The 25,508-nt window shown below is 71.5% G+C and carries 15 protein-coding genes; 1 reads left to right on the forward strand and 14 read right to left on the reverse strand.

What is annotated here, in order from left to right:
- Positions 1–3: 3 nt before the first annotated feature.
- The 14 genes from eccD to IF23_RS0101180 all read right to left on the reverse strand — a co-directional run bounded on the left by eccD (position 4) and on the right by IF23_RS0101180 (position 22,045).
- Complete coding sequence (eccD, locus tag IF23_RS0101115; RefSeq protein ID WP_030278718.1) at positions 4–1,359, reverse strand: type VII secretion integral membrane protein EccD; 1,356 nt, start codon at positions 1,357–1,359, stop codon at positions 4–6.
- Between the two features lie 117 nt (positions 1,360–1,476).
- Positions 1,477–1,755 (reverse strand): hypothetical protein, encoded by a 279-nt coding sequence (locus tag IF23_RS0101120; protein WP_030278720.1) that lies wholly within the window; start codon positions 1,753–1,755, stop codon positions 1,477–1,479.
- Positions 1,756–2,066: 311 nt separating this feature from the next.
- Entirely contained in the window at positions 2,067–4,277 is a 2,211-nt protein-coding gene (locus IF23_RS0101125; protein ID WP_030278722.1) for an SUKH-4 family immunity protein, read from the reverse strand.
- Positions 4,278–4,535: 258 nt separating this feature from the next.
- Positions 4,536–5,156: a hypothetical protein gene (locus IF23_RS0101130; protein WP_030278724.1), complete on the reverse strand. Its 621-nt coding sequence runs from the start codon at positions 5,154–5,156 to the stop codon at positions 4,536–4,538.
- A 6-nt stretch (positions 5,157–5,162) separates the two neighbouring features.
- A complete protein-coding gene (locus IF23_RS0101135; protein WP_483855135.1) occupies positions 5,163–12,101 on the reverse strand; it encodes a toxin glutamine deamidase domain-containing protein in 6,939 nt (2,312 codons plus the stop codon).
- Positions 12,102–12,378: 277 nt separating this feature from the next.
- On the reverse strand, positions 12,379–12,675 hold the full coding sequence (locus tag IF23_RS0101140) for a hypothetical protein (protein WP_037677037.1): 297 nt from the start codon (positions 12,673–12,675) through the stop codon (positions 12,379–12,381).
- Between the two features lie 286 nt (positions 12,676–12,961).
- Complete coding sequence (locus IF23_RS0101145) at positions 12,962–13,429, reverse strand: hypothetical protein (RefSeq protein WP_030278730.1); 468 nt, start codon at positions 13,427–13,429, stop codon at positions 12,962–12,964.
- Between the two features lie 140 nt (positions 13,430–13,569).
- Positions 13,570–14,886, reverse strand: a complete 1,317-nt coding sequence (locus IF23_RS0101150; protein WP_030278733.1) for an SUKH-4 family immunity protein — start codon at positions 14,884–14,886, stop codon at positions 13,570–13,572.
- 166 nt (positions 14,887–15,052) lie between these two features.
- Positions 15,053–17,194: an ATP-binding protein gene (locus IF23_RS0101155; protein WP_211266105.1), complete on the reverse strand. Its 2,142-nt coding sequence runs from the start codon at positions 17,192–17,194 to the stop codon at positions 15,053–15,055.
- Positions 17,195–17,694: 500 nt separating this feature from the next.
- Positions 17,695–18,105, reverse strand: coding sequence for a DMT family transporter (locus IF23_RS0101160; protein WP_051739064.1), 411 nt, complete (start codon positions 18,103–18,105; stop codon positions 17,695–17,697).
- A gap of 2 nt (positions 18,106–18,107) precedes the next feature.
- The gene (locus IF23_RS0101165) at positions 18,108–18,524 is read right to left on the reverse strand and encodes a DMT family transporter (RefSeq protein WP_435834302.1); all 417 of its coding nucleotides are present in this window, start codon (positions 18,522–18,524) and stop codon (positions 18,108–18,110) included.
- A gap of 31 nt (positions 18,525–18,555) precedes the next feature.
- On the reverse strand, positions 18,556–19,386 hold the full coding sequence (locus IF23_RS0101170; protein WP_245654851.1) for a phosphoenolpyruvate hydrolase family protein: 831 nt from the start codon (positions 19,384–19,386) through the stop codon (positions 18,556–18,558).
- Entirely contained in the window at positions 19,383–20,621 is a 1,239-nt protein-coding gene (locus IF23_RS0101175) for a Tm-1-like ATP-binding domain-containing protein (protein WP_030278744.1), read from the reverse strand. Before IF23_RS0101175 ends, IF23_RS0101170 begins: the two co-directional genes overlap by 4 nt.
- A gap of 200 nt (positions 20,622–20,821) precedes the next feature.
- The gene (locus IF23_RS0101180) at positions 20,822–22,045 is read right to left on the reverse strand and encodes an MFS transporter (RefSeq protein ID WP_245654852.1); all 1,224 of its coding nucleotides are present in this window, start codon (positions 22,043–22,045) and stop codon (positions 20,822–20,824) included.
- A gap of 468 nt (positions 22,046–22,513) precedes the next feature.
- Between IF23_RS0101180 and IF23_RS30815 the strand changes: the two genes are divergently transcribed.
- Positions 22,514–25,501: an ATP-binding protein gene (locus IF23_RS30815; protein ID WP_037676965.1), complete on the forward strand. Its 2,988-nt coding sequence runs from the start codon at positions 22,514–22,516 to the stop codon at positions 25,499–25,501.
- Positions 25,502–25,508 lie beyond the last annotated feature (7 nt).

A 25,508-nucleotide genomic window follows, 5' to 3' on the forward strand; every position in this document is an offset into this window, starting at 1 on the left:
GACTCAGAACTGGTTGAGCAGCTGCCCGTAGACCCCGAACACCCCGAAGGCGAGCGGGAAGAGCCCCACCATGCCCACGGACTCGACCAGATCGGCCACGCGCCGCAGCCGCACCTGCACATGCTCGGGAACCTGCACCGCCAACGCCACCAGCGGCACCACCGCAGCCACACCGAGCACGGCGAACGGCCCGATACCTCCCGCGTGCGCCATCCACACCGTCACCAGGCGGACGACGAGACACGACGCGGCGACCAGAAGCGCCACGACCTCGGGGACCAAGGGGAAGGCCCGCGCCCTGGACACCAGCACCACGGCGACGAGCGACGCCAGCACCGCGGTCCACACGGTCGGCTTCCCGGCCAGCGTGAGCAACCAACCGGCGGCGGCCGCCGAGACCGCGGTGACGACCGTCGACAGGACAAGACCCCGGTGCGTCGCCGCAAGAGCGGTCCCCACCTGGTGCCGACTGACCGAGACCCCACCCGAGCGGCGGTCGTCGAGCGCGGTCAGCCCCGACGCCATCAGGGCGAGCCGTGGCAGCACGCCCAGCAACACCAGCGAGAAGACGGCCATGACCGCGCCGAGCCGGGCCGGATCGCTCTGGACCGCGGCAACCGCCTCCCACACTACGGCGAGTACGGCCGTCGTCACGGCGCCGACGAGCCCGCCCTTGCCGAGTGGCGAGAAGTGGCCGAGACACCCGAGCGCCACCACCAGCACCCCCGCGACGGCGGCGAGCCGTGCCGCGCCCGACCAGGCGTACGCGTCGGCAGCCGTCCACGCGGTGAGGACACCGAGCCCGCCGGAGGCGAGGAGCAGCGCGGTCGTCAGACCCCGGTTCCCCTGCCCGACCCTGGTGACGAGCAGACCGGCCGCCAGGAGCACCAGCGCGAGCGCCGAGCAAGGGCCGACGAGCGCGTCGAGCGCGAACTCGTGCCGGGCGAGCAGCGCGGCGATCACCGTGAAGGCGACCGTGGCCACCCCCGCGGCCGCCCGGCGCGCGGCAGGACGCCAGCGCCAGGCCCGCAGATCGAGATCGTCAGCCACCTGATCCGTGACGTCATGCACCACGGGCGCCGGGGGCGCAGAGTGCGTCCGGACGAGCCGGAGTACCGCACCATCGACGATCCCGGCCGATGCCAGCGTGCTGTCGTGCGGGAGAACGGAGCCGTCAGACGTGATCAACTGCCGCGACATCGGCTCCGCCGCGGGGCGGTCACCCAGCAGTCGCAGGATATCGGGGAGCAATTGCCCGATGGGCGTATCGGAAAGCAGGACGATGTCAGCCCGGCGTCGCTCGCCGACCAAGGTCACTCGGCTCAATTGCGCCTGGGAAGTCGTTGCTCTGCTCACCACTTACGGGAACCTATCATCGCGGTGTTGACGAACTCCGGGGCCGAGGGAGCAGCCTGTTCTTCAGGTCTCCGCCCGGCATCGCGAGATCTTGAATCTGGTCGCTTCTTCCGGTCGCTTCTAGGGATTCGCCGACTTCGTCGGCTGCTCGTACTGCTGCATCTGACGCTGCTGCTTTTCCTGCTCGGCCTTCTGGTTAGCCAGGGTGTGCTGGAGGAAGGACCACCCGACGCACCCCGCGCACAGGACGGCGGTGATGGCGATCCCCGCGAACACCTTCCCGAGCCGCTCATCCGCCGTGCGGCGCCCCCGCTGTGCACCGAACAACAGGGCATCCCGCATCCTGCGCCGGCGTACCGCCACCGACTCCAGCAACTGACTGTCGTAATCCCGCGCCATTTCCTCGCCCGCCGCTCCCCTCGCCTGCCGCATTCACGGGGCCGATGTCCCGGCCTTCGGCGGCCATCCGCGCGCCGCCGATCCGGGGCCCCGCATCATGGTGCACTCCGCGTCTGCCGCCGCACCACCCAGGCCCACCAGCCGCCTCCCAGGGCGCGGCTGCCCACGACAGGCGGTCGCGCTCTGCGCCGGAGGTGTGCTGCGGGCTCGGTGCAGTGGCGGGCGCTTCCGCCGTCAGGACGGGCGCTCCCGCCACCAGGGAGAAATGTCGGGCACCGAGGTGCTCTCCCCCCCCCCGTGCCCCTGTCAGGTCACTCGTTGTGGAGGACGTACGCCCAGGCGGGCTGTTCGCCGCCCTTCTCGTCGATCGCGGTCAGCTCCGACAGGACCCAGTACGGGATCTGCCCCCGCTCGGAGCTGCCCGGGGGGAGGAGAGCGCGGGTACGGATTCCGGTGACGTACAGCGCGACCATGGTGAGGAATTTCTCCAGGCCGCACGCGGCGGGAAGCCCGGCCAGATGCTCCTCGTCGGGTCCGGTCGGGATGCGCAGGATGTGCCCGGTGGGACCGTCGATGACCAACTCGCCCCCCATCCATCTGCCGATCTGGAAGAAGGGGCCGCGCTCCGCCACGGGGTCGACCTCATTCGGCCAGTCCACCTCGTCGAAGAGGTCGACCTCCCAGTCCCCGTACGGCAGCAGCGCCATGGCGCCCTCTCTCATGTCCGGCAGGCCGAACTCGGTGAGGAATTCGCGAGTCGGCCGGTGGGTCAATTCCTCGGGAATGTCCTCGGGTTCGGACTCCCAGATGTCGTCCTCGCCGAACAGGCTGATCAGGTCTCGGTGGCTCGGGGGAGTGGCATCAACGGGGCTGCTCGGGCCCGCATCCGCGTAATCCCGGGACAGGGGCTGTTGCAGGGAGCCGAAGGTGCCCGAGAAATCCATGGCGTCCGTCGGCTGAAGGGCGATCAGTCCCGGGCTGCCGCCGAACACGAGGGTGTTGCCCATGGCCAGCGGTACGCAGGGCAGGAGGAAAGCGTGATTTTCCCGTCGCGGTGCCGGTGACGGAAACAGCTGGGAGAGGCGTGTGGGAGGCCCGGAGCAGTCGTCGTCGCTCTCTGTGTCCGACGCGGTCGGTGAAGCCGGGGGAAGGGCCAGGTCCGTGCGATCTTCCGGCGGGATCTCTTCCTCTTCCCAGGGACCGGCGATCAGTTCACCCGTATCCATGTCCCGGACGGATACATACGCATCCGGCGCCCCGTCCACCGTACGCAGCTGCAGCCCGGCAAGGGCGGGCCGTCCCTGCCAGCGCACTTCCGCCAGCCTGACGAACCTGCCCGCTTCGAGAAAACGCGGGTGGTAGCCACCCGGTGGCCGCCAGTGGGCCCACTTCGTACGCCACAGAAGGGAGACACCGGACGAAGCCACGGAATGCGCGAATTCCTGGTCACCGCGCGACCAGGCCATCACATGCAGCCAGGAAGCCCACTCCCGCTGGCTTTTCGGAACAACTCCCCATTCCCACAGATGAATGGCGTCTGCCGCGGGACTGTTGCCAGGGATGAGATAGCTGCGGCTTCGCGCCGAGTCCATGAGGGCGGTCTGCGGCAACTGCGCCACCATCCGCCCGTCGCGCAGCAACTCCTCGTACACCCCCGCCTGTACGGCGTGCATGGCGAGCCCGGCGGCGGCGTACAGCCCGACAGCTCCGGTCCTGGCCCAGCCCTCGGGGTGCCGGAGGTCGACGGACGTCCGCAGCAGCCAGTCGACCAGATGCCGATTGACGCGCTTGCGCTCCCCGGAATCGACCTGCCGTCGCAGGGCTTCGGCCACACGCTCCTCGGCGAAGGACACACCGAGCGGGCCCACGACCAGCAGCTCTGCGTGCTCCCGGGTCAGCGCGGTGAGTTCCTCCGCTGACCGGGTCTCGCCGGTCAGCGCAGAGACGAGCTGTCCCCACACGGGCAGGGGCACGTTGCGCGGCTCCGCCAGGGCGAGGGCGCGCAACGCGTCCGGCATGTCGGGAGCGGGGACGCCACCGGCGGGATCGGCCAGTCGGAAAACGTTCTCGGGAGGCGCACTGCGGGGCAGGAGTCCGGGACCGGTATCGGTCAGCACGGCCAACTTGCCACGGGCCAACAGGGGAAGGACCCAGGTCACCAACCGCTCGGGCTCGTACGACCGCCGGGTGAGCCCGGCGCGCTCGGCGTTGACCAGCACCAACAACCGCTCTTCGGGCCATGAACCGAGCGCGAACCGCCAGTCGTCCCGCTTCCCCGGAGACAGGTCGAACCCCAGCGCAACCAAGGCGTTGTGCATCACTTGCTCGGCGGTCAGCCCTGCGGCATCGACAAGAACACTCCCCGGTACGCCCTCGTGTACCCGCCGCATGACATCCCCGGCATCGACACCGACCGGAGTGACGACATGGGCGGCACTGCCACCCCGCCCCCCGACACGCCACCATGCCCCCACCCGACCGGGCACCCCCTCCGCAGGAATGCCCACCGACCCCTCAGCCATACCGCTCCTCGTCGCCACTGCTCACGAATTCCCTCACAGTAGGGGGAGAACGCGTTCGGAGGGGGACCGGGGGCTGTGCAGAGGACTTGCCGGAGAGTTGGCCTGTGCGGGGGAGTGCCCCTCCACCGTGACTGTCACCAGGTCTCGATGCTCAGGGGAGCAGGGAATTACCAGGGGGCTGCTCTTACTTTCGTTTTCCGGCGTGCCTCTGCGGAGTTCACATTCCATGCGGGTGTATGCACTGATCTTCGACCCCGACTACTCACCCAGGAAGGGGATCGACGAGCGATCGATGCCCGCAGGTAGGGAAAAGCCCTCGCGGTAGAAGTCCGGCATGTCGACGTCATCAAGAGCCGTCGCCAGCTGTGGCGTGCTGCCTTCGAGCGAGTCACGGATGCTGACGACCTCACCCTCGGGGTTGTATTCGAAGGCGTAGTGCAGTTGGCCGTCACCGTCGTAGGAATTCTTCTCAATTTTTTTCAACTGCCGCTGAAGGTCGATCTGTAGCGTCATCAGCGCAGCGTCGTAGGTGTTGATCCGCTCCAGGTGGACGAGGTATCCGGCAAGGTCACCCGAGCCCGCGTATCTGTAGGAGATGCTCCACTGATGGCTGCCGATGCGCTGCACGGTGGACTGGATTCCGAAGGGGACACCTGGGTGGCGCGCCAAGTGTTCACCCCTGGTGCTCTCCGGGTCGGTCGCCCAGTAATCAATGTGGAAGAGGCTGCCGGAATCGTAGAATTCGGCAAACAGGAGTGCGTGGGATTCGTCGAACTGGGCCCGTGTGTAGTCGCCCTCGTCCAGAGCTTCCTCGCGAGTGACCTCTTCCCCGGGGTAGATTCCCCAATCCAGGTAGAAGCGCTGAATTTGACTGGACACGTGACCTCACACTTCCATGCTCGGGTACATGGCGTACCTGCTGCTCTCGCGCATGACTGAAAAATCGATTCCCGGCAGGCCGAATTCCTCAGTCAGTCTATATGCCTCGCTCGCGAAGGTGCGATCAGGATCCCCAGGGATCCTGTCCAGCAAGAAGCTGGGGACGAAGCCCTTGTTGTTGTAGCTGCGGAGGTCCTTACGCAGCTTGCGGCTGCCCTCCAACGTGTTGCGATCGATGAGACCTTGCTTGCACTTCTCCACGTACGCGTCGAAGCCTTCGTCCGATACGAAGATCGCGAAGTCGACATCCTTGGCATCCGGCTTCCGTAGCGAAGACCCTTGCACCACGATGCTGCCGTCGGGTAGGCCGAACTCTCGTGCCAGACCGCGCAGTCGAGTGGTGAACCGATCGAACTCTTCCTTGTTCTCGAAGTGGTACGGGTAGCCCCGAGGCTCTACCTCGTGGGACCAGTTCTGCATCTGCTCGATGATATTGGCATCGGTTATAGGGGTGTCTCCTTCCTTTATCTTTTTGTTCTTGATGGCTGCCACGTTGACGAAATCCGCGATCTGGAGCGGACTGAGCCCGAGGTCCTGGCCGACATGGAACACCCGGATCAGGTCTCCCGGGATCGGCGGGAGAGGCGTGGCGCTGCTGCTTGAGTTCAGCGGGACGAAGCTCTGTGACCCGGTCAGCGGATCCGTGTAGACGATCTGACCGTTCTGATTCGTCGCGGTCACCGGGAGGCTTCGGTCGTTGGCGTCCTGCGCGAGGAAGACCCTCTGAGCGCCGTGCCCCTCGCCGGCGAGAGAGGTCTCCAGTTCACCGATCGTGGTGCCCTGCTGCCGAGGGGGCCGTGGAACGCTGCCGGTCGCGTCGCGTGTTGCGGTCGGCTCGTGAGTCGGCGCGCTGTGCTGGGTTCCGCTGTTCGTACGGTCGCTGTGCTGCTCGGGGGCGTGCGAGGGCATGCGGTCGTTTTCGGGCGAGTCGGCCGTGGGCGCACGGTCGGAGTCCTCCGGGGCGGCCGGAGGGCGTCGCTCGGTGCCCGCCAGATCGGCCTGGTGCCTGTGGTCTGAGCCTGCGGGGGCGGCGGGGGGCCGACGTTCGGTGCCTGCTGGATCCGCGGGCGGGGTGTGGTCGATGCCGGCCGGGCCCGCCTGTGGGGTGTGGTGGGGGTCCGGGGCGGTGGGGGGAGTCTGGCTCTGATCGTTGTGCATCGCCGAAATGAGGCTGTCGACGAAGTTCAGGTGCTGCTGGATCTCCTCGTCCATGCGCAGGCGCCGGGGCGTCTTGTAGCCCTCTGTCGCCTTCTTGGCCTCGGCCTCGGTCTTGCCCTGGGCCCGCAGGTCGGAGCGTTCCTGCTCCAGCAACTCCTTGCGCTGGGGGTCGACGCGGTACGTCGTGCTGTAGTAAACGGGCACTTCGCGCATGGCGAGGGAGGCGCGAATGGTCCGGGAGCAGTCCGCATGCCCGGAGTTGGCTTTGCGCAGACCGCAAGGTTCCCGCTCCGTGTACAGACCGGCGATCTTGTAGGTGGGCTTCCCCTCGGCCTCCCTGCCTCTGTTGAGCTGATCGACCCACTCCAGGATGTGACCTTCCGAGTGCCGCGGACTCACGGCGTCCGAGGCGGCCGGGACGGACGAGTCGATGATGTAGTGGCTCTCGCCGTGCTCGTCGACGACCTCCACCACCGCGTAGTTCTTGTCGGAGAAGTCCGGGGAGTTGCGCTCCGTCTCGGCCAGCACATCCCGGGCGTCCGGAGGGACGTTGTCCTTGGGGCGCGAGGATGCCTCCCGTCGGGTGGACGCCACGGACTCGTGATGGTCGTGCGCCGGGTCCACCCGCTGCCCCTTCTTGGGCGGGGCATCGGCGTACGGGTCGTTGCGGGGTGCGGGTTCCGGGCTCGCGCCCACCGCGTTGTTCGCGTGGAAGGAGTGGCTCATCCGGCCCAAGGTCGCGAGCGCGGCGGACCGGTCACCGTCGTTCATCTGCGACCACGCCGGGTCGAGATGACGGCGCAGATCGCTGTCCGTGAAGTTGGTCGCAGGCATCGAGACGTTGTCGCGGTGCTCCCGCAGCGTCTCCTTGTGCTCTTTCTTCGCTTCCGCCAAGGCGTTCTTGGCGTCCTTCAGCCGCTGTTCGGCAGCCGCCCGCTCCGCCTGACCGGCCTTCTTCAGCTCTCTCTTGGCGCTGCCGAACTCCTTCTTGGCGTCGTCAATCGCCTGCTTGGCATCGCGGATGTGCTGTGCGGACTCCGCATGCCGCTGCCGTCGGTCCAGGGACTCCTGCAGCAGATCGCCCAAGGGGGACCTGGGCGGGTCGCCCTGGGGCTCGGCCCAGGCTCGCATCTGCTGCTGGACCGGCTTCAGATCGATCCGCCGTACCGGGTGGTCGTCGCGGAGGTCCTGCTGAGATTGGTCCGGAGGCAGCTCCACCTGCGGCTGGTCCACGGCTTCCGGGTGGGGAAGGCTCTGGTTGCGCTGCTCGCGGGTGGCTTGCGGGCTGGGGTCGTGGGGCTCGGCGGGGGAACCGGCCGGGCGCTGGGGCGTGGTCGGGCTCTGGGGTGTGTGCGGGCTCTGGAGGTGGGCGGCGGGCTGGTGGGTGGTGTCGACGGGGCGGCGGTTGGCGTCGAGCGGGATGGCGAAGACGCCGTTGTCGCCGTTGTGGAGCGGGGTGGTGCCGCGTCGGCCCGTCTGCGGGTCGGCGTAGACGATCCGGCCGTTGTGGTTGACGACGTTCCAGGCGTGGGCGCGGCCGTCGGCGTTCTGCGTGATGATCACGGCCTGTGCGCCGTGGCCCTCGTCGCGGAGGGTGGACTCCAGGTTGCGGTACGCGTCGTGGCCGTCGCCGAAATCGTGGAACTCGGCGCCCAGGGTGCGTTCGATACGGTCCCGGCCGTGGGGCTCGGGGGTGTCGGCGGGCGCGCCGTCCTCATGCCGGCTGCGGCGGGCGGCGACCGTGGGGTTTCCGGCGTACGCATCGGCGAACGCCAGGGCTCCGTCGGGGCAGTTGACGTCGCGGCCCGACTCGTCCGGGTGCTGGCCGCGGATGTCGTCCACCCAGGTGCCCTCATGCGGGTCGGGGGCGTGCTGGAACGAACCGTCCTCGTTGCGCGGGAACCGCTCCTGCTGTACGCGGGAGTCCTCGTCGTTGGGCCGGTCGTAGCCGTCCGGCGGCCCGTAGGGACGGGTCTCGGTGGCCGGGAAGACCGGCTCCCTCGACTCCGGCTCGTGGTCGGTGTCCGGGGAGTCCTGGGGGTCCGTGCCGTCGTGGGGCTCGTGGGATTCGTCGGACTCGTGGGTGTCCTGAGCGTTGTCGGAGTCCTCGGTGTCCCGGGGGGTGTCCTGCCCGTCCTGGCCGTCCTGCCCGTCCTGGCCGTTCTCGGTGTCCCGCGTGTTCCGGGTGTCCTGGCCGTCCCGGGGGTCGTCCGGTGTGTCGCGGGTGTCCTGCGTGTTCCGGGGAGCGGCCGTCGGTCGGCCGTAGTGTTCCCCGGTGTCCGGGGCCCGGTTCGGGGTGGCGTCCGGATCCGGGGTCGCCGTCGGGGGTGCTGTGTCGGTGGTGCGGTTGTCCGTGTTCTGTTCGGTGGTCGGGGTGTCGTGGGAGGGCGGTTCGTCGGTGGACTGCCTGGTGGACGGATCGGCCGTCGGCTCGGTGGACGGTGAGGTGTGGGAAGGGTCGTCCGAGCGGGTGTCGGTCGTCGAGTGGTCCGTCGGCGAGTCGGAGCCCGAGCTGTTGTCGGTGCCGGTGTTCTTGTCGGTGTCGGTGTCCGGGGTGGTGTGCTGCGTGGACGGCTCGGGTGTCGGCGGGGTCAGGAAGTATGGGGTGATCGGATTCCGGTTGGCGTCCAGCGGGGTGTAGAAGACCTCTTGGGCGCCCAGGTGGATCGGGTTCTCGCTGACGACGCCTGTTTGCGGGTCGACGAAGAGGACCTTGCCGTTGTGGTTGACCGCGGCGAAGGCGTGGCCGCCACCGCCGGGCCAGTTGACGCCGATCACGGCCGCCGAGCCGTGCCCGGCCTGCGACAGCTCGTGGGTGATGCGCGCGTACGGGTGGGGATGGTCGTTGCCCGCGTACGTGGCGGGGGCCCCGGCCCAACGTGTCTGGTTCTCGACCGAATTGCGCTCCGCGGAGAAGGTGTTCAGGCTGCCGTCCGGATTGCGGTCCAGGGTGCGCGGCGCGGACACCGTCGGGCGGCCGAACCAGGTTTCGAGGAACGAGCGGGTGCAGTCGGCGCAGTTGTTGGACCGACCGGGCACTCCCGGGCCGCCGTCGTTCTGCAGACCGGCCCAGTTTCCCTGCCGCGGGTCCGCGAATACCTGCGGGGTGCCGTCGGGGTTCCTCGGGTGGGCGTTCTCAAGGTCCTGCTGGTGGACGGGGTCGGGCGTGGTCAGGCCCTCGGTCGGGGTGTTCAGGTCGTTGCGGATGTCCGAGAGGTGGTCCGCGTGGGGCGGGGGCGGGGGCGCCGTGGGCTGCGCGGGCGTGCTGTCGTCCGTGGGCGGCTGGTGGTGATCGGGCGACTGGTGGGTGGTGTCCGGCTGGTGAGTGGTGTCCGACTGGGCGTGGTCCGGCTGGTGGTGGTCCGGTGCCGGCATCCCCTGGTCGTTCGGCGTGGCGGTCGGGGACGCGGACGGCGGGTGCTGGTCCGTCGGACGGTTCGTCGGCTGCTCGCCACGGGGCGGCGTGGTCGGGCGCCCGGGTGTCCCGGTACGGGGTGTTTCCGTACGCGGCGCTTCCGACCGCGGCTGCCCTGTACGGGGTGCCTCCGTGCGCGGTGCCTCCGAGCGTGGCGCTTCCGTACGCGGTGCGTCGGTACGCGGCGTGTCGGTACGGGGCGGTGTGGCGGGCCGGTTGGGCGTTTCGGTGCGTGGAGCCTCGGAACGCGGCGTTTCGGAACGCGGCTGTGCTGTGGGGCGGCTCGGTGTTTCGGTGCGTGGTTGCGAGCCCGGACGGTTCTGCCTCGGGTCGCGCGACGGGGGCGTGGGCCTGGTGTTCGGCTGTTCCGTACGTGGTGGCGTGGCCCGTGGCGTCGTCCCGGCGGCGCCTGCCATCGGTGCCTGCGTCGGGATGGGGCCGACCGTCGGCGGCACGGAGGACGAGGGGGCGGGCGAGGGTGTCGTGGGCGGCGGGGTCGGGTGCTGCGGGGCGCTCGCCTCACCGGGCTGCGTTCCGTGGGCCGGGGGCGCCACCGTGGCGGTGTCGCTCATGAGGCTGACGTCGGTGTCGCCGGGGTGGTGCGGGGCCGGTCGCGACGGTGCCGGTGCGTGGCCCTGGCCAGGGCTCGGGTGTGCGGTGGGGGCGTTGCCGGGCATGGCGCCGCTCGGCATGGCGGGGCGGCCACCGCCCTGGCTCTGGCTGTCGTTGCCGCCGTCGTGGGAGCCGTCCGGCGTGGGGCCCTGGGCCGGGGCGGGCATGGTGGTGACCGCGTCGTGCTCGACCTGGTGCACGGCCGGTTCCGGGCGAGGGCTGTCGGGCGCCGGGGCCGGTGCGGCCTCGTGGTGGTCCGCCGTAGGTGGCGGGGACGGCATGGGGGCGGGCTCGGTGTGGCGCGGGTCCGGGATCGACGCGTCGTGCTCCGGGGCGTGGGGGGCGAAGCCTTCCGGGTGGCTCGGGCGCACGCTGTCCGGAGTGGTGTCGGGGGCCGGTCCGCCCTCGATGTCCGGCCGTGTTCCGGTGGACGGCTCCGGGGACGAACTGGGGGTGGACGGGTCGTCGCCCGGGGTGTGGCCGATGCTGTCGTGGTAGGCCTGGGTGCCCACGTCGAAGGGGCTGGGCGAGTCGGAGCCACGGTCCGGTGCGGGCGACGAGGAGGGCGACGAGTCCGGGCCGCCGGTGCTCTCCGGACTGCTGTGGGGCGACGTCCCCGAGTCCGACGGACCGTCGGAGGATGCGGGCGACGAGGGCGACGAGGGGCCGATGTCCGGTGCTCTGCGCCCGGATTCGCCGCTGCTCGGGTTCGGCGCACTGCCGGAACTCGGGGAGTCGCTCGGCGAACCGCTCTCGCCCGACGAACCGGGGGACGAGCCCGGCGTGTTGTCGGAGCCGGGGGAGTTGTCGGACGAACGACCTTCACTGGGCGACGAGTTGTTGTCCGACGAGGGGTCGTTCGACCGCGACGGGTCGTTCGACCGCGAGGGGTTGTCGTTGCCGGATTCGGACGAGTCGTGGCCGTCGCCGCCGTCGCCGCCGTCATGCCCGCCGTCGTGTCCGCCGTTGGTCAGATGGTGGCGGGCGCCGTGCCCCATGCGGGAGCCCGCGCCGTCCCGCAGGGACTCACCGAAGGTGGAGCCGGAATTCTTCAGGGCGTTCGCGCCCTCTTCGAGACCCGTCTTGGCGGTACGGCTCAGGTCGTAGCCGGACTGTTTGCCGAAGTTCTGCTCGACGGTCTGCGCGACCACGTCGGAGATCATGGCTTCGAGAGCGGAGACGAAGGGTTCCTTGGCGGTTTCCAACACCGCGTCCAGGATTTGTTTCGCTATCTCCTTGAGGAGTTTTCGCAGAATCATCCGCGTGGCGGCAGCTGCGCCCATCGCGCCGAGTTCGGACAACCCCAGGGTGAAGGGGGCGGCGGCCTGAGCTGCGATGAGCTCGACCGCCAGGATGACCAACTGGGCGATCACCGCCACTTTGAGCCCGATGATGAGCATCGCCGCGGCGTCCATGCAGATGGCGATCAGCTCGGCGCCCTGGCGGGCGTCGTCGAAATAGCCCGAGCCGCCGGCGAACTTCTCCCAGGTCTTGTTGAACCCGTCGATGGAGTCGCCGGAATTGTCGGCGAGAACGTTGCTGGCGGCGCTCAGGCCACGGGACTGGAGTGCCTCCACATCGGCGGCGAACTGGCGCCAGGTGTTGGCGCATTCCATCATTTTGTCTTCGTCGCCTGTGGGCCATTCGAAGCCGCACATCTCCAGAACCCACTCAAGTGCGCTCGGCAGCATCAAAGCCATGACGAAGACCCCCGTTGTCGCCCATGTAGTTCATGCCGTCCCGGCCTTACGGCCCGAACGATCCCTTCCGCCTCGCCGTCGGCGGAAGGGCCCCGCTGTCCCTGCTGCTGCCGGAGGCGCCGTACCGGAGCCCCGTGAGCGCTCCACCGAACTGCGTCGGCGCGGAGCCATGCTCATGCCAGAGCCTACCCAACGGCTCTTTCAAGCCTTCGGCTCCGCTCTGTCACGGTGCCGTGGTGGACATCAGGCCCCGGCTGTCCGGACCCTCGGCGCCGCCCTAGCTCTGTGGCCGCCGCATGCTCCGGTACAGCTCGATCGCCGAGTCCGGAGGGAAGTTGGGGACGTAGGTGACGGCTCCGTCGCTCTTGGAGATCACCATGTGGCTGCCGCCCAGCGGTGCCTGCGTGCCGGGCGGCGGCGGGGGCAGGACGGCGTGGATGAGATAGCCGAGGTCGAAATCGACCACGTACAACGGCGCGGGATGGCCCTCCACGTCCCGTACTTCGAATCGGGACCGGGCGGCTGCCAGAGCCTCTTCGGCGGTGGCGGGGACGGGCTGTACGGGTTCCGGCATGCCGGGATGGGACACGGACTCTCTCCTGTCAGCGAAGGGAAGGGAAAGGGGAAGGGGAGGGAAGGGAAGGGATGACTGTGGGGCAGACGTGGGGTGATGAGGTGGAACTCAACGATGCGGTGCGGCTATTGGCCGCCGACGGATGGTGCCGGAGCCGAAGCGGCGCCGGAACCGTACGGCGGCGTATGTACTCGGCCCTGGTCGATGCAGCCGTGAGCCGTGAGGTCCCGTGGTGGCCTCGCACCTCAGCCGTACGGTCGTCAGACGACCTACGCCACGGGCCGGATCACTTTCCGACGGACTTCAGCACGCGGACGTCGCCGCCGAACTGATTCTCCGGCTTCTGCTCCTTGATCAGAGCGTCGTTGAAGTCCTCGTTCTCCTCGTGGTTCTTCGCCATCCGCTCCAACGCCTTGCCTATCTCGTTGAGCTTGGTGGCGAGGTGATCCATCGAGTCCGTCATGCCGTCCCGCAGGCCCTCGTAGACCACGCCGAACTTCTCGCCCAACTCGTCGTCACCCCAGGGCGGGGTGCCCTGCTTGTCGCTGAGGGTGGTCATACCCTTCCAGGCGTCGTGGACGACGCTGGAGAAGGTCGTCGCCTTCGGCGCCTCGCCGCCGCCACCGCCGTCCCCCTGCGCGGCCAGGCCGGACTTCAGCCTGGCAGTCGCCTGGTAGAAGTCCCTGCCGATCTCGGAGAAGTTTCTTCCCTCGGACTTCAGGGTCTCCGGACTGCTCTGGAACTCGTCGCCCATGATGACGCCCCCGTTTCACCGACCGGCGTCATCGCTGCCGGTCGCACGTTCGTTTCATGTCTGTGCCAGCGTACCCAGAGGCACTGACAAGCCCTCAACCCCTGGAGCCCGTCAGGTCCGGTGGGGCCGGGGATGGGGGGTCAGAAGAGTCCGTGCCACATCTGCTCGATGATCACGGACCACCAGTTGCGTGGGTCGTCCAGTGCCGTGGGGTCGATGGCGACGAGTTGTTCCTGGAGGTCGGCGACGGCGCCGCCGGCCATGACGGGGTCGAGTCCGGTCATCTCCTCGCGTGTGGTGTCCAGGAGCGCGAGGGAGCGGACGAAGGCGGCGACCGAGGCGTTGACGCGGCGGCCCGCGCCGTTTTCCGGGGTGACGGCCCAGATCTGGCCGACCGGCTCGCCGTCCAGAGCGGATCCGGTGCACTGGACGGTGATCAGGGCGTTCCCGTCGTTGCCGATCCGGATGTGCCCCTCCAGGAACGCGAGGGCGCCGTCGCCCGCCTGGGAGCCGACCTCGCGCAGATGCGCGGCGGCATTGCCGAAGAGACCGCCGGGAAGGTCGGCCTCCGGGTTGTCGGGGGTGAAGAAGAACGGGATGTCGGGCAGCCCGGCCCAGGTCAGCGTGGCCTTGGCGGCTTCGGGGAGTGGGGTCCCCGCCAGGTCGTCGGCGTCGTAGCGGCGTACGTCGTCGGTGCCGAAGACCTCCGTCAGCTCATGGCCCAGGGCGACATCGCGGATCGGCTCGGCAGGCTCGACGTCGGTCGGCACCGGCGCCCGGTGCGGTCGGGGCGGCGGTTGCTGTCCCGCGATCCGGTGCATCTGCTCGACATGCTCGATCAGCCCGGCGATCGCCTTGGCGCGATCCTCGCCCCGCACGCCGTACTCCTGGGTGCAGGTGAACTTGGCGTTGGTGAAGCGGCGGCGGAGCAGCAGGCCCGGATATCCGCCGGGGAGCGGGCTGGAGCTGAGGTCGGTGTGGATCGCGACCACGTTCCCCGCGGGGATACCGAGGTCGACGAGGTCCACCACAGCCTGGTACTCGGAGTGCGGCTCGCCGGGGGCGGAGTTCTTGATCAGGCTCGTCTCCTCGCCGGTGTGCGGGTCGACGTAGGTGAGGACCGTGGTGTTGCCGGGGCCGGTGACCGGCGGCTGCGCGGGCGGCACGGTTTCCGGGCCGCCGCCGTGCTTCGCCTGGTACATCCGCACGACCTCCTCGACCGGCACGGACGGCCAGGTGCTCAGCTCGCCGGTGCGGCGGTCGACCACACCGCAGGCGTGGCCGATCGCGGCGGGCGGACGGCGCCTGCCCGTGACCGGGTCACGCTCGACCGGCGGGGCCGCGGCCCACACCACCCACCCCAGGTCGAACTCCTGGATCCGCACCTCACGGCGGTCCTGCCCCTCGGGGTTGAGCCACCCCTCGGCGGTCGCGAGCGCCTGCTCCTGGCTGATCACGGGAACTCCCTTCAACTCTTCGGACGGACGGGGCCGGTACGGCCGGGGCGGCGCCCCGGCGCACTCCGCGGCCCTCGTCCGGGTGGGCCTGGGTGCAGACGGTCCGGTGCGGCTGCCTTCGACAGGCTCCGGGCCTTCGAGGCTAACGGTCTGCGGTGGGTGGCGGTCAGGCGGTCGGATGGGCGACGGGCCCGGTGACCTGCGGAGCCTGCGCGGTGTCCGGCCCGGCGGGCGCCCGTACGGGCTCCGGTCCGGCTGCCCGGGGATCGGGTACGGAACGCCGAGCGGTCGCCGTACCGGGCTGCGCCGGACGGATCCGTAGCGCCTTCACCCCGTCCTCCGTGGCCACGAGGAGGATGCCGTCGGGCGAGAGGTCGGTCCCGGTGAAGGGAGTGGCGGACATCAGGGCTGTGACGATCTTCTCGTCGCCCGGCTGCGCGCTGCGGTGCCAGACCCGGACGTAGTCGGCGCCGCGGCTGAACCCGAGCGCGCCGGTGGCCCGCTCGTCCTCCGTGGGGCGCTGGATCCGGGCCGGGTCGGCATCGACGACGGAGCCGGTGGCGAGATCCTGCACCAGTACGGCGGAGGCCTCGGGATCATCGGCCCGCAGCGGACGCGAGCCCGGCGTGCCGTGCGGCACCACGCTCACGGCGACCGCGAGCGGAACCGGCTCCGGGGCCGCCTCCTGCCCCGTGGGAGGCTCCTCGGCGCTCTCCGACGCGGGCGGATCCAGTCTGCCGACGGTCACGGTGGCGACCCCGGCGACCCGGACGCTCCACAAGGTGTGCCAGGGCAGCTCCGGCAGCGCCCGGCGCAGCACCGCCGCGTACTCCGGCAGCCCGTCCTCGACGAACGCGGTCTCCAGCAGCGCCGCCCGCAGGACGGCGGGCGCCTGGGTGCGGGTGAGCAGCGGCGCCGTCCGCAGATAGGTGCGCGCCGGTGCGCCCAACTGCTCCGGGGGCACGGCCTCCACCGCGGCGCGCAGCCGCACCGGCTCGGCGTGGGCGAACAGGTTGGGGTCGGTGAGCAGCTGGGGGAGCAGACCGGCTTCCAGGGTGTGTCCCGCGATGTGGTCGCGGACGTACTCCCCGGCCTGCCGCCAGTCCTGCTGGGGGACGGCCTTCAGCAACTCCATGGCGATACGCGCCTGGGCGCCCGGCACATCCGGTATGTCGGCCCGAACGGCCGCGCCGATGCCCGGGTGCCGCAACGCCACCAGCGTCCGCTCGTCCTCGGGGATGCCGTCGTCGTCCCGCTCGACGGGGCGGATGAACGGGGCGGCGAGCAGCATGCCCTGGGCCAGCTCCTCGCGCATGTCCCGCTCGGCCACGGCGGAGGCGAGCGGGGACAGCAGCTGTACGGGCAGCCCCTCGCCCTCGGCGAGGGCGAGCGGCGCGAGGATCTGCCGCAGGGTGCGGGGGTGGGCGCCGAGCCGCCGGGCGTGCAGGTCGAGTGCGTCGCCGACGCTGCCGGGCAGTTGCTCCGGATCCGCCGGATCGAACCCTTCCGGGTGCAGCAGGACCGACTGCACGGCGAGCTGCACCGTCAGACGGCTGCCCGCGCCGTCCCCCGCCCGCCGGGCCATCGCCGCGGCGAGCGCGCGCCGCGCGTCGGGGTCACTCGTGAACGGCAGCTCCGGGGCGCCGAACCGGGGGCTGAGCAGCGCCTCGGCCTGCCGCATCAGCCCGTGCGGGTCGGCCCACTCGGGGGCGTCGAGGTCGATGATCCGGGCCACGCCGGGCGGCAGACTCCCGGCCAGCTCGGCGGCGAACTCCCTTGGCACATCGGCGAGAAGGCGTACGGACTCGACGGCGGCGAGGGGCGTCAGCACCTCCCGCACCAGGCGCGCGGGCTCACCCGCCCCGCGCACCGGACCTGCCCGGTCCACATCCGGCACGACGATCGTCACCGGCCGTCCCGACGGCGGGAGCTGACCGAGGGCGGGGAAGATGTCGGCGGTGCGGGTCGCGGACAACCCGTAGTGATCGGCGAGCAGCCAGAGCGTCTGCGATGCCGTCAACCCGGCGGTACTCGGCACCGCGGGTGCGGGCAGGTCCGGCGGCACCGTCGCCGGATCCAGCGCCGCCAGCTCCAGCCCCTTGCGGTACTCCGGGTCGCAGAGCATCAGGAATCCCGTGAGCAGCCGTGAACACCCGGCGCCCGGACTGCCGGTCAGGACGACGACGCGAGGCGCGTCCGGCCGCTCCGCGCGCCACGCGGCGAGCGCGCGCAGGGCGGCGGAGCGCCCCCCGATATAGGGGTGGGGCTCATGGGCGGCCTCTTCCGGGGCCTGGGTCGGGCTGGTCATCGTTCCCCCGTTGTCCTGTCCGTCCGCACCGTCAAGGCGCCTTGACCGTACGCCGTTCATCCTAGGGTCGCCGCGCGGGGTGAGCCGTGCCCCGACCGCTGTCCGTCCTCCACGGGTGGCGTCGGCGGCACCGCTCGGCGAGCGGGTCCGGCGCGGTGGCCGCGTCCACCGGAGCGGCGTCCACCGGCCGTGCGGCGGGCGCGTTCGGAAGGTGCGCGGCCGACCCCACCGGATGCCTGCGAGCACCCGTGAAGCTTGCGCACCTGCATCATGCCGCACCCCACTGACAACGCCTCTGACCTGCCCTGATGCGCCGAAGAGCCGTCAGCGGAAGCCGCGAGGGGACAGGAGCGGACCGGACGGGTTGCGGCGCGGACGCGCACCGGTACCGGCTGGCACCTGCGCGGCCGGAGGCCGAGACGAAGACCGATACGGACGCACCGTCTCCTCGGCGCCGCCGCCGGGCGGGACGCCCCGGACCGTCCCGCCCGGCGACGGCGTCATTCGGGCTCGGCCTGCGGGGCATCGGCGGCGGACGCGTCGCCGCCCTCCCCGGAGGTGAGGTGCAGGCCGATCACCCCGCCGATGATGGCGAGGAAGCAGAGCGCCTTGCCGGGTGTGATCCGCTCGCCGTACAGCACCCCGGCGAGGAGGACGGAGCCGACGGCGCCGATGCCGGTCCAGACGGTGTAACCGATGCCGACGGGGATGCTCTTCAGGGCGAGGCTGAGGAGGTAGACCCCGCCGCCGCCCGCGACGACGGTGACGACGGACGGGACGAGCCTGGTGAATCCGGCGTTCGCGCCCGAGCCGAGGGCGAAGACGACCTCGACCGCCGCGGCGGCCAGGAGCAGGGTCCAGGCGGTCGCGGCGCTCTGCCCACCGCGCGTCCGCTGCCGGGGTGCGCTCATCGTCACGCCCCCGACAGCGTCTTGAGCCCGACGACCCCGCCGATGATGGCGAGGAAGCAGACCACCTTGGGCAGGGTGATCTTCTCCTTGAAGAGCAGTGCCCCGAAGACGACCGTGCCGACGGCCCCGGCGCCCGTCCAGATCGGATAACCGACCCCCACGTCCAGGGTCTTGAGGGCGAAGCTGATGAAGACGATCCCGCCCACCACGCCGATCAGCGTGATCACGGATGCCTTGGGCTTGGTGAAGCCCTCCGACGCGCTCGCGCCCAGCGCGAAGACGATCTCGAACACAACGGCAAGGGATAAGTAGATCCAGGCCATGACGGTGAAAGCGGTCCTCTCCGACGGTCGGTGCCCGGGCCGGACCTCGTCGGCCGACGGCCCGCTGGCTGCAACGGCCGTACGGGTGGCGATCATTCCGGGACACCCGGCCGGGGCGCCGTGCCGCTCAGAGCGTCAGCCCCTTGAACGCCTTTGTCTGTTCCCGGATGGCGCGTTCCGCGGGGAGGCGTTCGATGGAGGAGGCGCCGAAGAAGCCGACGACGCCTTCGGTACGGGCGAGGACATGGGCGGCGTCGGCCGGTTCGGCGATCGGGCCGCCGTGGCAGAGGACGAGGAGGTCCGGGTTGACGCGGACGGCGGCGTCGCGCATCGCCTGGACGCGGGCGGCCGCCTCGTCGAGGGTGGGGGCGGTCCGCGCGCCGATGGTGCCGCTGGTGGTGAGGCCGAGGTGCGGGACGAGGAGGTCCGCGCCCGCCTCCGCCATCGCGGCGGCCTGGTCCGGGTCGAACACGTAGGGCGCGGTGAGCAGATCCCGCTCGTGCGCCCGGCGGATCAGGTCGACCTCCAGGGCGTAGCCCATACCGGTCTCCTCCAGGTGGCGGCGGAAGGTGCCGTCGTAGAGGCCGACCGTGGGGAAGTTCTGCACACCGCAGAAGCCCATCCGTTGCAGGTCGTCGAGGAAGGGGCCCATGAGGCGGAACGGGTCGGTGCCGTTCACCCCGGCCAGGACGGGGGTGTCCGTGACGACGGGCAGGATCTCGGCGGCCATGTCGACGACGACGGCGTTCGCGTCGCCGTAGGGGAGCAGGCCCGCGAGGGAGCCGCGCCCGGCCATCCGGTAGCGGCCGGAGTTGTAGACGATGAGCAGGTCGATGCCGCCCGCCTCGGCCGCCTTGGCGGACAGGCCGGTACCGGCGCCGCCGCCGATCACCGGGGTCCCGGCGGCCACGGTCGCCCGCAGTCGCCGCAGTACGTGCTGTCGGTCCATTCCGGTCATGCCCGGTCGTCCTCCTCGGTGAGGGTGATGAGGCGATGGAGCTTCCGCGCCATGGCCCGGCCGAAACCTGGATCGTTGATCGCCTCGTCCCGCTCGTGGACCTCGACGGCGGTGCCCGCGGTGGCGTCGCGTACGGCCGCGAAGAGCGCCGCGTCCGCCGCCTCGTCCCGGAACGGGCCACCGGCCACGTCGACCGCGGAGACGCCGCGCAGCGGCAGCTGGATCGCGGACGGTCCGGTGGCGGCGGCCACCTTGGCGCCGAGGAGGCGGCCCAGCTCCGCCATCTCGGCGGCGGTGGTGCGCATCAGGGTGACCGTGGGGTTGTGGCGCAGCAGCGTACGGTCGGCGAAGCGGGCGGGAACGGTCTCCGGCGGGCCGAAGTTGACCATGTCGAGGGCGCCGACGCTCACCACCTGCGGCACGCCCCGCCGCGCCGCCGCGGTCAGCCGCTCGGGGCCCGCGCTCAGCACACCGCCGACGAGTTCGTCCGCCAGCTCGGTGGTGGTGAGGTCCAGGACACCGGCGATCAGCCCGGCGGCGACCAGGCGTTCCATGGCGCGGCCGCCGGATCCGGTGGCGTGGAACACGAGGGTTTCGTAGCCGAGTCCGTCGAGCGTGTGCCGGGCCTCGTCGGCCGCCGGGGTGGTGACGCCGAACATGGTGAGGGCGACGGCGGGCCGGGTGCGCGGGGGCGCGGCCCGCCCGCGGCGGTACGCCGCCGCCATCCCGGCCATCGCCGCGGCAGCGTTGCCCAGGACCTGTTCCGACACCGAGTTGAGGCCCGCGAGATCGACCACCGCGTACATCAGGGTGGCGTCGGTCTCGCCCACGTAGGGGCGAACGTCGCCGCAGGCCATCGTGGAGACGAGGAGTTTGGGGAAGCCGAGGGGGAGCGCCTGGAGCGCCGCGGCGGCGATCGAGGAGCCGCTGGAGCCGCCGAGGGCGAGGAAGCCGTCGATGGCACCCCGGGCGTGCAGGCGGCGCACGGTGTGGGCGGCCCCTTCCGCCATGGCCGCCACCATGGCGCCGCGGTCGCGCCGGGCCCGCAGCGCCGCCAGATCCGCACCGGCGGCCGCCGCGACCTCCTCCGCGGACACCTCGGCCGGGACGTCGGTGGGGTATCCGCCGACATCCACCAGGACGACGGTCACCCCCGCCTCCCGGAGCCGGTCGCGGAGCCAGCCGTACTCCTCGTGCTTCGTGTCCAACGTGCCCAGCAGACACACCGTCGTCACCGGGACCTCCTTCGCGACGCACCACCGCGGATCTCTCGGCGCCGGGTTCCGCCCCGACGGGGAGATGATCGCCGCGCGCCCGGCCCGGGGCCAGCCCCCGGGCGGTACGGGGCCGGAAGAGAGCCGTCGGACGGGGGTCCGGCGGCGCGGCCGGTGGGGGAGCCCCGGCCCCGGCCGCGCGGCGGACTCCCTCCTCCCGCCTAGTGGTCGGAGAGCGACGGGCGGGTACCGCGGTCCGCCGGGTCCGCGTCCGCCGGGTCGCCCGCGGGCCCGGTGCCCTTGCCGCGCGGCCCGTTGCCCGCCGTCAGGACCACGGCCGCGACCAGCACCATGGCGGCGGACAGCACGGCGAATCCGGCCGAGAACGTCGCCACCTGGGCGGCGAGGCCGAGCAGCAGGGAGCCGAGGCCGGTGCCGGAGTCGTAGCCGATGTTCCAGGCGACGGATGTGGTGTGCCGGTTCCCGGGCCCGGCCCGGTCGAAAGCCTGGACGAAAGTGATGCTCTGCAGCCCTCCGTACCCGGCACCCAACAGGACGAGCCCGGCCAACAGCACGGCGAGCGGCGGGTGGCCGGAGCGGACGGCGACGGCGACCAGCGCGAGCCCCGCGCCGCCCCCGACCAGCAGCGTGCAGACCAACGGGCGCGGCGCGAAGCGGTCCGCCAGCACCCCGCAGCCCCAACGGGCGACCGCCGCGGTGGCGGTGAAGAGGAACAGCGCCGTCACCGCCGACGCCGGACGCCCGGCGAACTGCGGGGTGAACGTCAGGACCGCGCCACCGGCCGAGGTCACCAGCAACAGCGTGACCAGCGGCAGCAGGATGCGGCGGAGCACCCCGGCCGTGGGGTCGCCGCCGGTCGCCGCCCGCTCCGCCGCGGGCGCCCCGGTGCAGGCGTCGACCGCGCGCCCCAGACCGCGGGTGAACGGCAGGGCGAGGACGGGCAGCGCACCGCAGGCGAGGACCACCGGGAGGGGGAGCGCCGCGGCCAGGGCCGGGGCCGCCGGGGTCAGCACCATCTGCGGCACCGAGAGCACCAGGCCGTACAGTCCGGTGGCGGCGCCGCGGCGCCCGGGCGGCGCCAGGGCCGCGGTGGCGCTGGAGCCGCACACGGTGAGGATGCCGAAGCCGAACCCCCGCAGGGCGGTGGTCAGCAGGATCACCCACAGGCTGTCGCCGAGCGCCTGCACCGGCGCGGGCAGGCCGAGCAGCAGCGCCCCCAGGGCGAGGGTGCGGGTCCAGCCCAGCCTGCGCAGCGCCGTTCTGACCAGGAGTTGGGCCAGCACGGTGGTGGCCATCAGGGTGGCGGTGACGAGCCCGGCGCCGAACTCGTCGGCGCCGCCGTGCACGGCCCACTGCGGGGAGAGCGGCAGCAGGAGGGCGAAGCCCGAGAAACAGAAGAACACCAGCAGGAGCAGGTGCACCATGCCGGGAGCGGATATGACGGACGTTTTCGCGCGAGTCATGGCAGTCGTGCTTTCTGCGCCGACGCGTGGCCGACGTAGGAGACGGAGGGAGCGGTCGGAGGGCGTGGACCTTGCCGGGGGCGCGGTGACGGCGGCGCCGCCCCGCATGCCCTCCGCCGGGGCGAGGCGCTCCGGGCCGGTCGTGGCGGACCGGCGCACGCCGACGGCGGCGGCACGGGCACGTCGTGAGCCGACACACCTTCCCACCCGCCCGAGCGACCCTACTCCCTCGCCACCTCGGCCGGACGGCTGTGCCGGGACGGCGGGGCAGCCGCACCCGACGGGCGCGGTGAGGCACCCGTAGGACCGCGGACGCCCTCCGAAGTTCCGGATTCCGGCCCTCTCCCGTGGCCGCGGTGACAGCATGGCGGGTGCTGGCCGCGGGCGGGGAGGTAGTGGGTGGCGGGTCGGGGGCCTTCACGGCAGGAGTTGATCAGGCGGCGGCGCCGCAGCGGATTCGTCGGGCGCCGCAGTGAACAGGCGCAGTTCCAGGAGGCGTTGGGGCAGGTGCCGGAGGAGGCCACGCAGTTCCTCTTCCACATCCACGGCCCCGGTGGCGTGGGGAAGTCCACGCTGGCGCGGCAGTTGGAGAGCGCCGCCCGGCAGGCGGGCGCGCTCACCGCCTATGTCGACGAGGCGGTGGCCGATCCGGTCGAGGCGATGGAGTCCATCAGCACCCAGCTCGCCGCGCAGGGCGCGCCGTCGAAGGAGCTGGGCAAGGCGCTCGCGGCCTACCGGCAACGGCGGCACGAAGCCGACTCCAGCCTCGCCGAGGCCGAGGCGGCCGCGGGGGCGCCGGACGCCGCGGCGCCGTCACCGTCGAGCATGATCCTCGCCCAGGTCGGCCTCGTCGGCGCGGGAATGGTCCCGGGGCTGGGCGCCTTCACCGGCGCGGTCGGCGCGCAACAGGTCGCGGCCGGTGCCGACCGGCTCAAGGCGGTGCTCAGCGCCCACCTCCGCAACCACGAGGACGTCCAACTCGTCACCTCCCCGCTCCCGGTCCTCACCCCGGTCCTCCTCCGGCACCTGACCGAAGCGGCCCGCGACCGGCCGTGGGTCGTGCTGCTCTTCGACACCTACGAACGGACCGGCCCCCGGCTGGACACCTGGCTGCGCGACCTCCTGGTCAGCGACCGCTACGGCGAACTCCCCGCCAACGTCATGGTTCTGCTCGCCGGTCAGTCACGGCTGGACGCACGGTGCTGGGGCGACTGGCTCGACCTCGTCACCGACCTCCCCCTCGACGTCTTCACCGAGGACGAGGCCCGCCATCTGCTGGCCGCCAAGGGCGTCACCGACGAACGCGTCGTGGAGGTGATCCTCACCCTCTCCGGCGGGCTGCCGGTGCTGGTCTCGATGCTCGCCGAGACCCGCCCGACCGACCCCGCCGAGGTCGGCGACCCCAGCGGCACCGCCGTCGAACGCTTCCTGAAATGGGAGACCGACCCGGCCCGCCGCGCCGCAGCCCTCGCCTGCGCCCTCCCTCTGGAGCTGGACCAGGACATCTGCCGCACCGCCATCGGCGACGCGGAGAGCGCGGCGGGGGAGCTGTTCACCTGGCTGCGCTCACTGGCCTTCGTCCGCGACCACGCGGGCCGCTGCGTCTACCACGACGTCGTACGGAACGCGATGCTGCGCCTGCAACGCCAGCAGTCCCCCGAGCGGTGGCGGGAGCGGCACACCCGCCTGGCCGACGCCTTCCGGCGGCAGCGCGAGGAGAGCGAGGGCGACGCGGGCCCGAGCGCGGCGGACTGGAAGGACGAACGCTGGCGCGCCGCCCGCCTCCACGAGACCTACCACCGCCTGTGCGCCGACCCCCGCGCCGCACTCCCCGACACCCTGGCCGAACTCGTCAGCGCCTGCCGCCACGGCCTCACCACCCTCCGCCGCTGGGCCGACACGGTCACACGGGCGGCCGAGGACACCGACGCCACCACCCTCACCGAGGTCGGACACCGCCTGCGTACCGCCCTGGACGGGCCGGAACCCGCCATCGCCGCCCTCACCTTCCTGCTCTCACGGAGTGCCCTCGACTCCCGGAGCAGGGCGCTCGCGCATGCGCTGCGCGGTCAGGAGCACCGCACGGCCGAGCAGTTCGAGCAGGCGATGATCGACTACGACCGGGCCATCGAACTGGGGCTGGAAGGGGACCGGGCCTATCGCGGACGGGCGTTCGTCCACCGCGAGGCCCACCGGTACCAGGAGGCCCTGGACGACTTCACCAGGGCTGCCGAAGCCCACCCCGACAGCACGTCGACGCTGACCCAGCGCGCCATGACACATGTCGCCCTCAAGCAGTACGAGGAGGCCATCGCCGACTGTGACCGGGTCGCTGCCATCGACCCGGGTGATTCCTGGATCCTTCGCTACCGCGGCGGGCTGCACCGCAGAAGGGGCGATCTCGATGCCGCGCTGGACGACTTGAACAGAGGGCTTGCCCTCGCCCCGGACAACGCCGGGGGCCTGCGGTCGCGCGGCGCCCTCCACCACGACGCGAAGCGGTACGAGGAGTCCCTCGCGGACCTGGATCGGGCCGTCGACATCGAACCGGACAACGCCTTCGGCCTGACCTGCCGCGGTAACACTCTCCGTGCCATGGGCCGGTACGAGGAAGCCCTCGCGGACTTCGACCGGGCCCTCGACATCGACCCGGACTACAACTGGGCCCGCGTCAACCGTGGGCTGCTCCACGCGTCTCGTGGCCACCATGCGAGGGCCTGTGCCGACTACGACGAGGCGCTCGACAGGGATCCCGACTACACCTGGGCGCTCCGTAACCGGGCCTGGTCCCACCATCTCCTCGGCCGTTTCGACGCGTGCGTGACCGACTGCACCCGCCTCCTCGAGAGCGCTCCCGCGGACGCGTCGGCCCTCGTGGAGCGGGCGGGCGCCAGCCGCTTGGAAGGGCACCACGCCTCGGCGCTGGACGACCTGAACCGCGCCCTGGAGGCCGAACCGGACAAGGCTTCCGCCCTCGTTGCCCGAGGTCTGCTCCACCGCCTCACCGGGCGGTACGACGAGGCGTTGGCCGACCTCACCCGAGCGGTCGCGCTCCATCCCGACAACGGGTGGGCCCACTACGAACGAGCGGTGGTACTGCACGCCCGCCACGACCCGGCCCGGGACGAGGTCCTCACCCGAGCCGTGGCGATCTTGGAGTCCGGGCTCACAGCGCCGGGGGATCCCAGTGTGCCGACGCTCGGCAACCTCGTCCTCGCCCACTGTCTGATGCCCCACTGGGAAGAGGCGGACCGCCGCCTGACCGCCTTCCTCGCCGCCCAGCCGCCACCCGGCCAGCTCTTCGAACTCCTCGCCGTCATGAACACCCTCGTGGACGTCTGCCCCGAGGCGGACACGCACCTGGTGCCGCTCCGCCGTCGGCTGTCCGCCGCCCTCGCCGACGCCGCGGAGGGGTGAGCCGCCG

This window comes from Streptomyces catenulae (assembly GCF_000718015.1).
Classification (GTDB): Bacteria; Actinomycetota; Actinomycetes; order Streptomycetales; family Streptomycetaceae; genus Streptomyces; species Streptomyces catenulae.